Annotated in this window: 7 protein-coding genes, 3 tRNA genes and 3 rRNA genes; 6 read left to right on the top strand and 7 right to left on the bottom strand. The window is 44.6% G+C overall.

The window, feature by feature from the left end; translation table 11 throughout:
• Positions 1 to 128: 128 nt before the first annotated feature.
• Positions 129 to 1,310 (top strand): multidrug efflux MFS transporter periplasmic adaptor subunit EmrA, encoded by a 1,182-nt coding sequence (emrA, locus tag EL244_RS04720; protein ID WP_126459135.1) that lies wholly within the window; start codon positions 129 to 131, stop codon positions 1,308 to 1,310.
• A 53-nt stretch (positions 1,311 to 1,363) separates the two neighbouring features.
• The gene (gene emrB, locus EL244_RS04715) at positions 1,364 to 2,863 is read left to right on the top strand and encodes a multidrug efflux MFS transporter permease subunit EmrB (RefSeq protein WP_154600450.1); all 1,500 of its coding nucleotides are present in this window, start codon (positions 1,364 to 1,366) and stop codon (positions 2,861 to 2,863) included.
• Between the two features lie 76 nt (positions 2,864 to 2,939).
• On the opposite strand, the gene EL244_RS04710 is transcribed toward emrB, so the two are convergent.
• On the bottom strand, positions 2,940 to 4,046 hold the full coding sequence (locus EL244_RS04710; RefSeq protein ID WP_006812841.1) for a tRNA/rRNA methyltransferase: 1,107 nt from the start codon (positions 4,044 to 4,046) through the stop codon (positions 2,940 to 2,942).
• 173 nt (positions 4,047 to 4,219) lie between these two features.
• On the opposite strand from EL244_RS04710, the gene EL244_RS04705 reads away from it, so the two are divergent.
• The 4 genes from EL244_RS04705 (at position 4,220) to EL244_RS04690 (ending at position 9,749) form a co-directional block, all read left to right on the top strand.
• Positions 4,220 to 4,921 (top strand): tRNA-uridine aminocarboxypropyltransferase, encoded by a 702-nt coding sequence (locus tag EL244_RS04705; RefSeq protein WP_126459129.1) that lies wholly within the window; start codon positions 4,220 to 4,222, stop codon positions 4,919 to 4,921.
• 217 nt (positions 4,922 to 5,138) lie between these two features.
• Positions 5,139 to 7,784, top strand: a complete 2,646-nt coding sequence (locus EL244_RS04700; protein WP_126459126.1) for a bifunctional acetate--CoA ligase family protein/GNAT family N-acetyltransferase — start codon at positions 5,139 to 5,141, stop codon at positions 7,782 to 7,784.
• 174 nt (positions 7,785 to 7,958) lie between these two features.
• Positions 7,959 to 9,314, top strand: coding sequence for a CDP-diacylglycerol--serine O-phosphatidyltransferase (gene pssA, locus EL244_RS04695; protein ID WP_112836339.1), 1,356 nt, complete (start codon positions 7,959 to 7,961; stop codon positions 9,312 to 9,314).
• A gap of 90 nt (positions 9,315 to 9,404) precedes the next feature.
• Positions 9,405 to 9,749, top strand: a complete 345-nt coding sequence (locus EL244_RS04690; RefSeq protein WP_115164042.1) for a YfiM family lipoprotein — start codon at positions 9,405 to 9,407, stop codon at positions 9,747 to 9,749.
• Between the two features lie 98 nt (positions 9,750 to 9,847).
• Here the strand turns inward: EL244_RS04690 and EL244_RS04685 are convergent.
• The 6 genes from EL244_RS04685 to EL244_RS04660 all read right to left on the bottom strand — a co-directional run bounded on the left by EL244_RS04685 (position 9,848) and on the right by EL244_RS04660 (position 15,350).
• A tRNA-Asp gene (locus EL244_RS04685) sits at positions 9,848 to 9,924 on the bottom strand.
• Positions 9,925 to 9,983: 59 nt separating this feature from the next.
• Positions 9,984 to 10,099: ribosomal RNA gene (gene rrf / locus EL244_RS04680) — 5S ribosomal RNA — on the bottom strand.
• A 140-nt stretch (positions 10,100 to 10,239) separates the two neighbouring features.
• Positions 10,240 to 13,148 (bottom strand): 23S ribosomal RNA (locus EL244_RS04675).
• Between the two features lie 313 nt (positions 13,149 to 13,461).
• Positions 13,462 to 13,537 (bottom strand) — tRNA-Ala (locus EL244_RS04670).
• Between the two features lie 130 nt (positions 13,538 to 13,667).
• Positions 13,668 to 13,744, bottom strand: a tRNA-Ile gene (locus tag EL244_RS04665).
• Between the two features lie 65 nt (positions 13,745 to 13,809).
• Positions 13,810 to 15,350: ribosomal RNA gene (locus EL244_RS04660) — 16S ribosomal RNA — on the bottom strand.
• Together the 16S, 23S and 5S rRNA genes with 3 tRNA genes alongside form the textbook arrangement of a ribosomal RNA operon.
• Between the last annotated feature and the right edge of the window lie 249 nt (positions 15,351 to 15,599).

Below are 15,599 nucleotides of genomic sequence, written 5' to 3'. Positions count from 1 at the left end.
TCCTTTCCGACTATACTTTGCTACAACCCGTCAGCAATAACATCATTTTATATCTTGGTTTCCAGTAGTTGATACTAACTACTGGAAACGATTGTAGTTTTTATTATCCTATATGGGGAAATACCAGTATGAACGCCCGCGAGGATCTGCCTGAAACGCAAACACCGCCGTTGAATAAAAAAAGACAACGCAGAAATGCCCTGATGTTCCTAACCTTTATTTTTGTTGCTATTGGGATAGCCTGGGCGGCTTACTGGTATCTTGTTTTACGTCACTATGAGTCAACAGACAACGCTTATGTCGCCGGGAATCAAGTCCAAATCCAAGCTCAAATCTCAGGTAGCGTTATGACGGTTAATGTCGACAACACCGATTTTGTTCAAAGCGGTAGCGTTCTTGTCGAATTAGATCCTCGAGATGCAGAGCTCGCTTTAGAAAAAGCAAAAACAGAATTAGCCAATAGCGTTCGGCAATCTCGTCAGCACATTATTAATAGCCGCCAATATCAAGCCAATATTGAAGTTAAACGCTCGGAATTAGCACGTTTACAAAATGACTTAAAACGCCGTGAAGTCCTTGGTAGCAGTAACCTTATTGGCAAAGAAGAACTTCAACATGCCAGAGATGCTGTTGTCACCGCCAAAGGAGCTTTAGACGTAGCAATTGAACAGTATAACGCAAACCAAGCCATCGTCCTGGGTACGGCATTAGAAAAACAACCTCTGGTCGAACAAGCAGCCACCCAAGTGAGAAATGCTTGGCTCACTTTGCAACGAACAAAAATTGTCAGTCCTGTGGATGGTTATGTTTCTCGCCGAAGTGTGCAAATTGGTTCACAAATCACACCTTCAACACCATTGATGGCAATTGTCCCTTCAAGCGGTATGTGGGTTGATGCTAATTTTAAAGAAACCCAACTCGCTGATATGCGGATTGGTCAACCGGCCAAAGTCACCTCAGATTTTTACGGTAAAAAAATTGTATTCAAAGGAACCGTTGTTGGGCTTGATATGGGAACTGGTAGCGCATTCTCTTTATTACCGGCACAAAATGCCAGCGGTAACTGGATCAAAGTTGTTCAGCGCTTACCAGTAAGAATTGCCCTTGACCCAGCTCAACTGGATGAATATCCATTACGTATTGGATTATCCACTGAAGTTGAAGTTGATACCAAAAATAAAGATGGAAAAGTGTTATCTAAAGGCTTACGTGATACACCAGCTTATCACACGTCAGCTTTAGCTGTTGATATGTCTCCTGCCGATAAAATTGTTGCTGAGATTATTAATAATAACTCTGGCAATAAATAAACGGAGATAACCGCGTGACTAATGCCCCATTAACAGGCTCAAAACTCGCTTGGATGACCATTGCGCTGTCTTTGGCAACCTTTATGCAAGTCTTGGACTCAACCATTGCTAACGTCGCAATTCCGACAATAGCCGGAAACCTTGGTGCATCCAATTCACAAGGGACATGGGTAATTACCTCATTTGGCGTTGCTAATGCCATCTCAATCCCGGTCACTGGATGGCTAGCAAAGCGCATAGGTGAAGTCCGACTATTCTTATGGTCTACAGGGTTATTTGCCCTCACCTCATGGCTATGTGGTATTTCTGGTAGCTTAGAAATGCTGATCTTATTTCGAGTTCTACAAGGTTTAGTTGCAGGTCCCCTGATCCCATTATCACAAAGTTTGCTGCTTAATAACTATCCGCCAGCTAAACGAAATATGGCATTAGCGCTATGGTCGATGACCATCGTTATAGCGCCTATCTGTGGTCCCATTCTTGGGGGCTATATCAGCGATAATTACCATTGGGGTTGGATATTCTTTATTAATGTCCCTTTTAGTGTCGCAATTATCTTTGCCATAATGAAAACACTAAAAGGGCGTGAAACGAAAATATCCATTAAACCAATTGATACAATTGGGTTAGTTCTTTTAGTCGTCGGCATTGGTGCATTACAGATTATGCTCGACCAAGGAAAAGAACTTGATTGGTTTAACTCGACAGAGATTATCGTACTGACAGTCGTAGCCGTTGTGGCAATCGCCTTTTTAATTGTCTGGGAATTAACTGATGAGCATCCCGTCATTGACCTTTCCTTATTCAAAGAACGCAACTTTACTATCGGCTGTTTATCACTGAGTTTGGCTTATATGCTCTATTTCGGGACGATCGTCTTACTACCGCAATTACTCCAAGAGGTTTATGGTTACACCGCAACTTGGGCAGGTTTAGCCTCCGCCCCAGTTGGATTATTGCCATTGTTAATTACACCAATTATTGGTCGTTTTGGTAATCGCATTGATATGCGCTACTTGGTGACATTCAGCTTTATTATGTACGCAGTTTGTTACTATTGGCGAGCTTATACCTTTGAACCGGGAATGGGCTTTGCCGCCGCAGCATGGCCTCAATTTGTTCAAGGATTGGCGATTGCCTGCTTCTTTATGCCACTAACAACCATTACATTATCGGGATTACCCCCAGAAAAAATGGCATCAGCTTCAAGTTTATCGAACTTTACTCGAACACTCGCTGGTGCAATTGGTACGTCGATTACCACAACAATGTGGACCCAACGTGAATCCATGCACCATGAAAATCTGGCGGAATTTGTCAATCCATACAATCCGAATGCTCAGCATATGTACAGTGAATTGGCGAAGATCGGGATGAATGAGCAGCAAAGTGCTGCTTATATTGCTCGTGAAATTACTGAACAAGGTTTAATTTTGTCAGCCAATGAGATTTTTTGGATATCTGCAGGGATATTTATCTTATTGATGGTGATCGTCTGGTTTGCTAAACCACCATTTGGGGCTGGCTCTAAAGATGGGGGCGGGGCCCACTAATAAAAAAACCATACACTTATCAGCTTATTGGCTTTTCGTGTATGGTTTTTACGATGGCTAAGTTAATTATAGAAAACTATGACTTAACTTTATTTTGTGACCACCATTGGGACAACATAATCCCTGTGGCAACAGAAACGTTCAAGCTTTCCACTTTACCTGTTCCGCCAATATATAGGCTCATATCTCCCTGATCCCATGTACTGTCGCTTAAGCCATCACTCTCTTGCCCAAGAACTAATACCATTTTCTTCGGCAACTGGACTTTCGCAATATCTTGGCTGCCTTTATGGCTAGAGGTCGTTACGATGGTGTAACCAGCTTGACGGAATTTTTCTAATGTCGGAGTAAAACCATCAGCATCAATGGCTTTGACATGTTCAGCACCACCTTCTGCGGTACGAATTGCAGCACCTGATTCCAACATGCCAGCATCTTGTAAAATGACGCCTTGAATACCAAAATGGGCACAGCTACGCATGATCCCACCAAGGTTATGTGGGTTACCCACATCTTCTAACGCTAAAACACAGTCAGTATCTGCTGCTTCTTGCAAATAAGCTTCAGCTTGCATACCACCACGTTTTTTAATAATAAAGCAGACGCCACCATGATGTTCAGTACCTGATGCTTTTTCTAACTCTTCAGCATCGACTACATGGTAAGCTTTACGGTTTGCTGCCATCCATTTCAATGCATCACGAAAACGAGGTGTTACTGATTGCAAGAACCATGCACGGACAATACCATCCGGACGATTTTTAAACATTGCTTGGCACGCATTTTCACCGTAAATACGCGTCTCTTCCTGACGTTGCTTACGCAGTTGTTCAGGATCGATTTGGCTTTTACCAGAGATACCGCCATGATCATTTTCTAACTCTTCACTATCTTGTTTAGAAATAGTACGCCATGGAGAACGATCACGAGGTGCTTCATCTCTATTTTCAGAACGTCTATCTGAGCGGCCACCTTCAGGGCGACCTGGGCGACTAGAACGGTCATTGCGGTCATTACGACCACCACTACGCTTATCGCCTCTTCGATCATCTCGTCCGTCACGGGCACCATCGCGACCGCCACGGCGTTTATCATTACCTTTATTATTATCCTGTCCTTCACTACGGACATACATCACTTTTACTTTGCCGTTTTTACCACTAAAATCATTCGTGTCGTTCATCGCTATCCCCTACTAAGCTATGGCGCGAAGATTACATGATGTTGCAAAGCTACGCTACCGATTCGCGCTATTATCTCACCGAAAAGTTGTTGAATATACTTCTATCGTATACAAATCGTTTTGCGTACAATACGTCCCTTATTTTTGTTGCTACGAAAAGTATCTTATCAACCATGAGTCAGAATGCTGTCTATCATCTTCGCCAACAACGTTTAGCCCTTTCGACAAAACCTTTTAAAGCGAGAGGATGTCGAGTAAAGCGCTGCCAGTATTGCTTATTACCTATCCCACAATGTCTATGTGATGAAACAGTATCGGTGCAAGCGAAAAGCCAATTTTGCCTGATCATGTTTGATGGTGAAGTTTTCAAACCAAGCAACACAGGAAAATTAATCGCAGATATTCTGCCTGATACGTTAGCATATCAATGGTCACGAACCGAACCCGATAGCCAATTGCTTGCAGTACTGCAAGATACAACTAGGCAACCTTACCTTATTTTTCCTGAAAGTTATGCACAAAATGACCGCATCGTCGTCAATCAGCCCTCAATTTCTGATAAACCAGCTCTATTTATTCTATTAGACGGTACTTGGCCTGAAGCCCGTAAAATGTTTCGTAAAAGCCCTTATTTGGATAATATTCCCATGTTATCCATTAATGACAAGGCAAGAACTGACTATTTATTACGAATTCCTTCAAGGGAAGAGCAACATTGCACTGTAGAAGTCGCAGCAACTGTGCTCGAACAAGCTGGAGATATTGAGGCCTCAAAACAATTATTTATCCATTTCAATTTATTTAAACATAAATATCTTGAAGGGAAACCTCATCATCCAACGGCTCAGAGAATCCTATCCCAAGATCCTCAATAACCCTTTATAGGGATTATCAGTCATTTTTATTCGCAACCGCTTCCAACTCATTATGGTGCAAAAAACACCTTCATAATAAAACGTGAGGGTGCTTGTATAATTCAATTAAATTCCTCTGATAAACTGGCGCTTCTCTCAAGATGCGGCATAGTATTGCTTAAGTTATCAATATCAATTGAGCGGTATTAATGCTCATCTAAGCAAAGGGTTTGACATCATGGGGTTAGTGAGTCAGTTAGAGTCATTATTTAGACCAAAATCAATTGTGGTTATTGGTGCATCAGAAGACCCAAACCGAGCCGGTTCAGTCATGATGAAAAACCTACTTAGCAGCGGTTTCAAAGGTCCTATCCTGCCGGTTAACCCCAATCGAAACTCAATCCTTGGTGTTTTGGCTTATCCGTCAATAGAGAAGCTCCCATTAAAACCTGATCTTGCGGTGATCTGTACCCATTACTCACGTAATGTTGAGTGTTTGCGTCAGCTCGGCGAGGCAGGCTGTAATGTCGTCATTATCTTGTCATCACCATCAATCCAATTTAATGAACTTAAAAAAGTGGCTCAGCAATACCAAATTCGGTTACTGGGTCCCAACAGTTTAGGTTTTTTGGCTCCATGGCAAGGCTTGAATGCCAGCTTCTCTCCAATCCCTATTTTAAAAGGAAAATTGGCATTTATTTCCCAATCCGCGGCCGTGTCTAACACCGTTCTTGATTGGGCAAGGCACCGTGATATTGGTTTTTCCTACTTCATCGCCCTCGGAGATAGTATCGATATCGATATCGATGATTTACTTGATTACCTTGCTCGGGATAGTAAAACCAGCGCCATCCTGTTGTACTTAGAAAATATTAGTGATGCGAGGCGCTTTTTATCTTCGTCTCGCAGTGCTTCCCGCAATAAACCCATTCTCGTGATCAAAAGTGGGCGAACCCGTAAAGCACAAGAACTTCTTGGTGAAAAACCAAGCTTAGATGCGGCTTATGATGCCGCAATCCAGCGAGCTGGTTTATTGCGTGTTCAAGATACCCATGAGATGTTTTCTGCTGTAGAAACATTAAGCTATATGACACCGCTTAGAGGGGAACGGTTATCGATCATAAGTAATGGATCTGCACCTGCTGCAATGGCTTTAGATGAACTCCTACTGCGCAGTGGCAAGCTAGCAAAACTCAGCACTGAAACACAAAATGAACTTAGTGCCTTACTACCATTAGATCTTTCAACTCAAAACCCGATTGATTTAGGGGATGATTCTACCGTCGATCGTTATCTCAATGTCTTAAATAAGATGCTTGATAGCCACGACCATGATGCTTTACTGCTAATCCATACTCCAAGTGCGATCACTGAGAGTAAATCCATGGCAGCTAAAATCATTAAAACCATCAAACAGCACCCTAGAGGCAAATGGCTAACTATATTAACTAACTGGTGTGGCGAGTATTCCTCTCAAGAGTCTCGAAAACTATTTAGTGAAGCAGGCATTCCAACTTATCGAACTCCTGAAGGGGCTATCACTGCCTATATGCATATGGTGGAATATCGCCGTAACCAAAAACAACTGAAAGAAACGCCTGCACTTCCTATTGGGATCACCGCCAATACTCAGCAAGTTCATGCATGCATTATGCAGGCTATTCAAAACAATAATCTGAACTTAGATACCCATGAGGTTCAACCTATCCTAAAGGCATATGGGTTACATAGTCTACCAACCTGGATTGCCCATTCGAGTGAACAAGCTGTTGAGATTGCAGAAAAAATCGGTTACCCAGTTGCATTAAAATTGCGTTCACCAGACATAGTTCATAAGTCTGAAGTCCAAGGGGTTATGCTGTATTTAAGAAATGCCAATGAAGTGGCTGAAGCAGCGAATGCCATAATAGAAAGGGTATCTACTAATTTTCCACATGCTCGTATTGAAGGGTTATTGGTTCAAAGCATGGCAAATCGAGCTGGAGCGCAAGAGCTAAGAATTGCAGTTGAACTCGATCCAGTATTTGGTTTGTTAATCATGCTAGGAGAAGGGGGTATTGAGTGGCAGCAAGAGAGTCAAGCTGCCGTTGCTTTACCACCATTAAACCTAGCATTGGCGCGTTATTTAGTTATCAATGCCATCAAAGGATCCAAAATTAAAGCTCGAAGTTCCTTAGAGCCACTAAATATTCCTGGGCTTGCTAGCTTACTTGTCAGGGTTTCCAACTTAATTATCGATTGCCCTAATATTACACGTTTAGATATACACCCACTACTTGCAGCGGGTGATGAATTTACTCTGCTCGATGTCTCGATGACATTAAGCCCTATCGATAATAATCCGAGTACCCGATTAGCGATCCGCCCCTACCCAAATGAATTAGAAGAAATCATTAATCTAAAAGATGATTTAACGTGCCTATTGAGACCTATTCTCCCGGAAGATGAGCCGCTCTTAAAATCATTTATTGAACAAGTGACTAAAGAGGATCTTTATTATCGCTATTTCAGTGAAATTAGTGAGTTTACCCACGACGACCTAGCCAATATGACACAGATTGATTACGACCGAGAAATGGCATTCGTCGCAGTGAAAAATGCAGATTCTTATCCAGAAATTATTGGTGTAACTCGTGCGATGGCAGATCCAGATAACCAAGAGGCTGAATTTGCGGTACTTGTTCGCTCAGATATGAAAGGACAGACTCTAGGCTATAAGTTGATGCAAAAACTTTTAAATTATACTCGAGCACATGGAATTAAAAAGCTCACAGCGATTACCATGCCGGAAAATCGTAATATGATCAGCCTAGCCAAAAAACTGGGGTTCCAAATTGATGTTCAATTTGAGGATGGTGTCGTAAACCTAACCCTGCATCTATAATTAACATCAATAATCTCAGCGCAGGGAATAATTTATAACCTGTATATGGATTAAACCGATACTCAATTTATTCCTAATGAGTGAGGTAAATATGATATCATCGACAGATCATTCGCTTAAATATTTGTATAAAGCGATTTGCTATTGGACTAACAAGAGAAAATTCACACTGTGATGTTGTCAAAACTAAAACAAGCAAAACATCAACAACACTTGGCAAATATGCCTAAATTGTCTCAGTCAGTTGCTGATGTAAAAACGCTCTATAAGACGGAAGATTTTCGTGGTGCTCTGCTTGAACAAATCTCGCAAGCTAAAAATACAGTCTATATTACAGCGCTGTATTTAGAAAAAGATGATGCGGGTAAAGACATCCTTCATGCTCTCTATGCCGCTAAACAAGCAAATCCTAACCTAGATATTAAAATTCTAGTTGATTGGCACCGTGCTCAGCGTGGGCGTATTGGTGCAGCCGCCAATTTAACCAATGCCGACTGGTACTATGAAGTTGCTCAGAGTTACCCTAATATTGAAATTCCTGTTTTTGGAATTCCAGTTAATACGCGAGAAGCATTAGGGGTATTACATCTAAAAGGTTTCTTATTCGATGATACCCTGCTATATAGCGGTGCGAGTATCAACGATGTTTATTTACATCGTCACGATAAGTATCGCTATGATAGATATCATCTGATCAAAAATAGCCAATTAACAACAACGATGAAAAAATTTATTGATGACTCGTTATTGTCATCTGACGCGATTCATCGTCTAAATACGGCAAGTAGACCGAAAACAGCCGAATTTAAAAACCTGATCAAACAATTCCGCCTATCTTTAAGAGGTATCAATTACCAATTTACAGGTAATGCATCTAACTATGAATTAGCGGTTACTCCATTTGTTGGATTAGGTAAAAAGAATGAATTAAACCGTACGGTCACTCACTTGATGGGGGCTACAACAAATAAATTAACGATTTGTACACCGTACTTTAATTTACCCGCAGTGTTAGTCAGGATCATCACCAAATTATTGCGAGATGGAAAACAAGTGGAAATTATCATTGGTGATAAAACAGCTAATGACTTTTACATTCCCCCGGAAGAACCATTCAAAATTATTGGTGCCTTGCCTTATCTATATGAAATTAATCTACGCCGTTTTGTGAGCCGCTTACAACGCTTTATTGATAGTAAGCAGCTGACTATACGTCTATGGAAAGATGGAGATAATACTTACCATCTAAAAGGGATGTGGGTGGATAATGAATGGCAACTCATTACAGGTAATAACTTAAACCCTAGAGCTTGGGGATTAGATCTCGAAAATGCTGTATTGATCCACGATCCAAAACAAGAGCTGCAAGAACAACGTAGCCATGAGTTAGAGTGTATTCGAACAAATACCAAAGTCGTTAACCACTACAGTGAACTGGATAGTATCCAGACTTACCCTGTCAAAGTAAAAAAACTTATTCGGCGATTAAGACGGATCCGTGTAGACCGATTAATAAGTCGAATATTATAATTAATGACTATCAGAAAGCGCCGCTCATGTGGCGCTTTTTATTATCTAACGTACTCTAACCTGATCGGTTGTTGTAGAGGTATACCCTCCATGTTATTTATTCAATTAAGAACATTAACGCTTAGTTTATCTCTGTGCGTAGTGACGGGGTGTTCTGGTTTTCACTGGGCAAATGATAATTGGAAAGGCAAAGATAAAGCGCAGCATTTTGCTTTTTCAGCTGCAATGGCAGCGGCGGGAAATGCTTATGCGGATAGACAAAATATGTCTCATCAGCAAGCGGCTCAATTTGGAATACTATTTTCTATCTCTCTTGGTACAGTTAAAGAACTTTATGATAGCCGAGCAGCTGGAACAGGTTGGAGTTGGCATGACTTTACCTATGATGTCGCAGGTGCAGTCGCTGGCTATACTCTGTATCAAAATTTAAAGTAATGATTTAAAAGAAAAAACAGAAAATAGTATGAAAGATAACTTTTAGAATAGATAAAAAACAAAAACCCCGTGATTTTCATCACGGGGCTTGCTATAAGTGGCGGAACGGACGGGACTCGAACCCGCGACCCCCTGCGTGACAGGCAGGTATTCTAACCAACTGAACTACCGCTCCACTTATTCTTCTTTGCCTTTCGGCGACTCATTGCGTGTTGCAATCAATCTTAATTTAATGTCTGGCAGTTCCCTACTCTCACATGGGGAGACCCCACACTACCATCGGCGCTACGGCGTTTCACTTCTGAGTTCGGCATGGGGTCAGGTGGGACCACCGCGCTATTGCCGCCAGACAAATTCTGTTTATTCCCGTTTAAGTTTTTATCCTTAAACCAGAATATCAATCCTGAACAAGCTGTGTGTCCCTCACCTTTCGGCTTCTCACTCGCTATTGAAAATCAACTTCATCTCTCTAAAACACCTTCGGTGTTGTCAGGTTAAGCCTCACGGTTCATTAGTATTGGTTAGCTCAACGTATCGCTACGCTTACACACCCAACCTATCAACGTCTTAGTCTTAAACGTTCCTTTAGGACCCTTAAAGGGTCAGGGAAGACTCATCTCAAGGCAAGTTTCCCGCTTAGATGCTTTCAGCGGTTATCTCTTCCGCACTTAGCTACCGGGCAATGCCATTGGCATGACAACCCGAACACCAGTGGTGCGTCCACTCCGGTCCTCTCGTACTAGGAGCAGCCCCTTTCAATCTTCCAACGCCCACGGCAGATAGGGACCGAACTGTCTCACGACGTTCTAAACCCAGCTCGCGTACCACTTTAAACGGCGAACAGCCGTACCCTTGGGACCTACTTCAGCCCCAGGATGTGATGAGCCGACATCGAGGTGCCAAACACCGCCGTCGATATGAACTCTTGGGCGGTATCAGCCTGTTATCCCCGGAGTACCTTTTATCCGTTGAGCGATGGCCCTTCCATTCAGAACCACCGGATCACTAAGACCTACTTTCGTACCTGCTCGAGCTGTCACTCTCGCAGTCAAGCTGGCTTATGCCTTTGCACTAACCGCATGATGTCCGACCATGCTTAGCCAACCTTCGTGCTCCTCCGTTACTCTTTGGGAGGAGACCGCCCCAGTCAAACTACCCACCAGACACTGTCCGCACCCCAGATAATGGGGCCACGTTAGAACATCAAACATTAAAGGGTGGTATTTCAAGGTTGGCTCCATGTAGACTGGCGTCCACACTTCAAAGCCTCCCACCTATCCTACACATCAAGGCTCAATGTTCAGTGTCAAGCTATAGTAAAGGTTCACGGGGTCTTTCCGTCTTGCCGCGGGTACACTGCATCTTCACAGCGAGTTCAATTTCACTGAGTCTCGGGTGGAGACAGCCTGGCCATCATTACGCCATTCGTGCAGGTCGGAACTTACCCGACAAGGAATTTCGCTACCTTAGGACCGTTATAGTTACGGCCGCCGTTTACTGGGGCTTCGATCAAGAGCTTCTCCTTACGGATAACCCCATCAATTAACCTTCCAGCACCGGGCAGGCGTCACACCGTATACGTCCACTTTCGTGTTTGCACAGTGCTGTGTTTTTAATAAACAGTTGCAGCCAGCTGGTATCTTCGACTGGCTTCAGCTCCATCCGCAAGGGACTTCACCTAATGCCAGCGTGCCTTCTCCCGAAGTTACGGCACCATTTTGCCTAGTTCCTTCACCCGAGTTCTCTCAAGCGCCTGAGTATTCTCTACCTGACCACCTGTGTCGGTTTGGGGTACGATTAATGATAATCTAGAGCTTAGAGGCTTTTCCTGGAAGCGGGGCATGAGCTACTTCGCCACCGTAGTGACTCGTCATCAGACCTCAGTGTATAGTGAACCGGATTTGCCTAATTCACCCACCTACATCCTTAAACCGGGACAACCGTCGCCCGGCCAGCCTAGCCTTCTCCGTCCCCCCATCGCAATTATCACCAGTACGGGAATATTAACCCGTTGCCCATCGACTACGCATTTCTGCCTCGCCTTAGGGGTCGACTCACCCTGCCCCGATTAACGTTGGACAGGAACCCTTGGTCTTCCGGCGTGCGGGTTTTTCACCCGCATTATCGTTACTTATGTCAGCATTCGCACTTCTGATACCTCCAGCATGCCTCACAGCACACCTTCGCAGGCTTACAGAACGCTCCCCTACCCAACAATATTTACATATCGCTGCCGCAGCTTCGGTGCATGGTTTAGCCCCGTTACATCTTCCGCGCAGGCCGACTCGACCAGTGAGCTATTACGCTTTCTTTAAATGATGGCTGCTTCTAAGCCAACATCCTGGCTGTCTGAGCCTTCCCACTTCGTTTCCCACTTAACCATGACTTTGGGACCTTAGCTGGCGGTCTGGGTTGTTTCCCTCTTCACGACGAACGTTAGCACCCGCCGTGTGTCTCCCGTGATAACATTCTTCGGTATTCGTAGTTTGCATCGAGTTGGTAAGTCGGGATGACCCCCTAGTCGAAACAGTGCTCTACCCCCGAAGATGAATTCACGAGGCGCTACCTAAATAGCTTTCGGGGAGAACCAGCTATCTCCCGGTTTGATTGGCCTTTCACCCCCAGCCACAAGTCATCCGCTAATTTTTCAACATTAGTCGGTTCGGTCCTCCAGTTAGTGTTACCCAACCTTCAACCTGCCCATGGCTAGATCACCGGGTTTCGGGTCTATACCCTGCAACTTATTCGCCCAGTTAAGACTCGGTTTCCCTACGGCTCCCCTATACGGTTAACCTTGCTACAGAATATAAGTCGCTGACCCATTATACAAAAGGTACGCAGTCACCCTGATAAATCAAGGCTCCCACTGCTTGTACGTACACGGTTTCAGGTTCTATTTCACTCCCCTCGCCGGGGTTCTTTTCGCCTTTCCCTCACGGTACTGGTTCACTATCGGTCAATCAGGAGTATTTAGCCTTGGAGGATGGTCCCCCCATATTCAGACAGGATAACACGTGTCCCGCCCTACTCGTCGAGTTCACAACACTAACACCTTCGGATACGGGGCTATCACCCTATACTGCCGGCCTTTCCAGACCGTTCTCCTGATGCTAATGCTGATTAAGACTCTGGGCTGTTCCCCGTTCGCTCGCCGCTACTAGGGGAATCTCGGTTGATTTCTTTTCCTCGAGGTACTGAGATGTTTCAGTTCCCTCGGTTCGCTTCGTTTGACTATGTATTCATCAAACGATAGTGCAACGGATTGCACTGGGTTTCCCCATTCGGATATCGTCGGTTATAACGGTTCATATCACCTTACCGACGCTTTTCGCAGATTAGCACGTCCTTCATCGCCTCTGATTGCCTAGGCATCCACCGTGTACGCTTAGTCGCTTAACCTCACAACCCGAAGGTGTCTTCTTACAACGAGTGACTGTGCTTCATGATTTCGGCGTTAGTCAGTGCTCGCAATGCTCACGTACCTTAAGTACGCTGCGCTTGCTGTGCGCTGTCTGCCTTGAACTCATGTCGCTCGTCGACTCGAATGTTCAGAGAACATCTTCAAGTTGAGATTTTTTGAGAGACTCTCACATTGTTTAAGCAAAACAATGTGCGTTGTTTTCAATTTTCAGCTTGTTCCAGATTGTTAAAGAGCATAATTATTCGCAATAGACTATTTGACTAATCTATTCTGAATAATCAGAAAAATTTATGGTGGAGCTAAGCGGGATCGAACCGCTGACCTCCTGCGTGCAAGGCAGGCGCTCTCCCAGCTGAGCTATAGCCCCATAAAGGTAATTCCAGTATCGATTTTTCTTTTCGCAAGAAATTCAGAGTTAATCGAATCAAGACCAGGCATAGATTGACGACGTTTACATGAGTAAACGAGTTAATCTATAACGCAGTATTTATTCGATTTGGTAGGCCTGAGTGGACTTGAACCACCGACCTCACCCTTATCAGGGGTGCGCTCTAACCACCTGAGCTACAAGCCTATCGATACCGTTACTCTATTTCATCAGACAATCTGTGTGAGCACTTCACAAAAACACTTCAATGGTAAGGAGGTGATCCAACCGCAGGTTCCCCTACGGTTACCTTGTTACGACTTCACCCCAGTCATGAATCACAAAGTGGTAAGCGCCCTCCCGAAGGTTAAGCTACCTACTTCTTTTGCAACCCACTCCCATGGTGTGACGGGCGGTGTGTACAAGGCCCGGGAACGTATTCACCGTAGCATTCTGATCTACGATTACTAGCGATTCCGACTTCATGGAGTCGAGTTGCAGACTCCAATCCGGACTACGACGTACTTTATGAGTTCCGCTTGCTCTCGCGAGGTCGCTTCTCTTTGTATACGCCATTGTAGCACGTGTGTAGCCCTACTCGTAAGGGCCATGATGACTTGACGTCATCCCCACCTTCCTCCGGTTTATCACCGGCAGTCTCCTTTGAGTTCCCACCATCACGTGCTGGCAACAAAGGATAAGGGTTGCGCTCGTTGCGGGACTTAACCCAACATTTCACAACACGAGCTGACGACAGCCATGCAGCACCTGTCTCAGAGTTCCCGAAGGCACTAAAGCATCTCTGCTAAATTCTCTGGATGTCAAGAGTAGGTAAGGTTCTTCGCGTTGCATCGAATTAAACCACATGCTCCACCGCTTGTGCGGGCCCCCGTCAATTCATTTGAGTTTTAACCTTGCGGCCGTACTCCCCAGGCGGTCGATTTAACGCGTTAGCTCCGGAAGCCACTCCTCAAGGGAACAACCTCCAAATCGACATCGTTTACAGCGTGGACTACCAGGGTATCTAATCCTGTTTGCTCCCCACGCTTTCGCACCTGAGCGTCAGTCTTTGTCCAGGGGGCCGCCTTCGCCACCGGTATTCCTCCACATCTCTACGCATTTCACCGCTACACATGGAATTCTACCCCCCTCTACAAGACTCTAGCTGACCAGTCTTAGATGCCATTCCCAGGTTAAGCCCGGGGATTTCACATCTAACTTAATCAACCGCCTGCGTGCGCTTTACGCCCAGTAATTCCGATTAACGCTTGCACCCTCCGTATTACCGCGGCTGCTGGCACGGAGTTAGCCGGTGCTTCTTCTGTTGGTAACGTCAATCGTTGATGATATTAGCATCAACGCCTTCCTCCCAACTGAAAGTACTTTACAACCCTAAGGCCTTCTTCATACACGCGGCATGGCTGCATCAGGCTTGCGCCCATTGTGCAATATTCCCCACTGCTGCCTCCCGTAGGAGTCTGGGCCGTGTCTCAGTCCCAGTGTGGCTGATCATCCTCTCAGACCAGCTAGGGATCGTCGCCTTGGTGAGCCATTACCCCACCAACTAGCTAATCCCATATGGGTTCATCCGATAGCGCAAGGACCGAAGTTCCCCTGCTTTGCTCCTGAGAGATTATGCGGTATTAGCTACCGTTTCCAGTAGTTATCCCCCTCTATCGGGCAGATCCCCATACATTACTCACCCGTCCGCCGCTCGTCAGCGAGAAGCAAGCTTCCCCTGTTACCGCTCGACTTGCATGTGTTAGGCCTGCCGCCAGCGTTCAATCTGAGCCATGATCAAACTCTTCAATTAAAAGTGTCTGATGCTCAAAGAATGTTTACTGTCGTTTGATTTCCGAAGAAACCAAATTACCTATTAGTTCATATATATGAATTAACGTGTTAGTCACTCTTCAAGACTTTAAAATCAAATATTTTTTGATAGTGTCTTGTGAGTGCCCACACAGATTGTCTGATAAATTGTTAAAGAGCAGTGCGACATTTCTTTTGGAAATCGACTCAGTTTTTATCAACTTAGGTCGTTGTCGCGAGGTGGCGTATA

It is taken from the genome of Providencia rustigianii, from assembly GCF_900637755.1.
GTDB classification, from domain to species: domain Bacteria; phylum Pseudomonadota; class Gammaproteobacteria; order Enterobacterales; family Enterobacteriaceae; genus Providencia; species Providencia rustigianii.
Note: the sequence above shows the minus strand (reverse complement) of the source record. Positions and strands in the feature narration are given on the sequence as shown.

Coding starts and splice junctions, on each gene's coding strand:
- emrA (WP_126459135.1), top strand. CDS start 129: ATGAACGCCCGCGAGGATCTGCCTGAAACGCAAACACCGCCGTTGAAT.
- pssA (WP_112836339.1), top strand. CDS start 7,959: ATGTTGTCAAAACTAAAACAAGCAAAACATCAACAACACTTGGCAAAT.
- EL244_RS04705 (WP_126459129.1), top strand. CDS start 4,220: ATGAGTCAGAATGCTGTCTATCATCTTCGCCAACAACGTTTAGCCCTT.
- emrB (WP_154600450.1), top strand. CDS start 1,364: ATGACCATTGCGCTGTCTTTGGCAACCTTTATGCAAGTCTTGGACTCA.
- EL244_RS04700 (WP_126459126.1), top strand. CDS start 5,139: ATGGGGTTAGTGAGTCAGTTAGAGTCATTATTTAGACCAAAATCAATT.
- EL244_RS04710 (WP_006812841.1), bottom strand. CDS start 4,046: ATGAACGACACGAATGATTTTAGTGGTAAAAACGGCAAAGTAAAAGTG.
- EL244_RS04690 (WP_115164042.1), top strand. CDS start 9,405: ATGTTATTTATTCAATTAAGAACATTAACGCTTAGTTTATCTCTGTGC.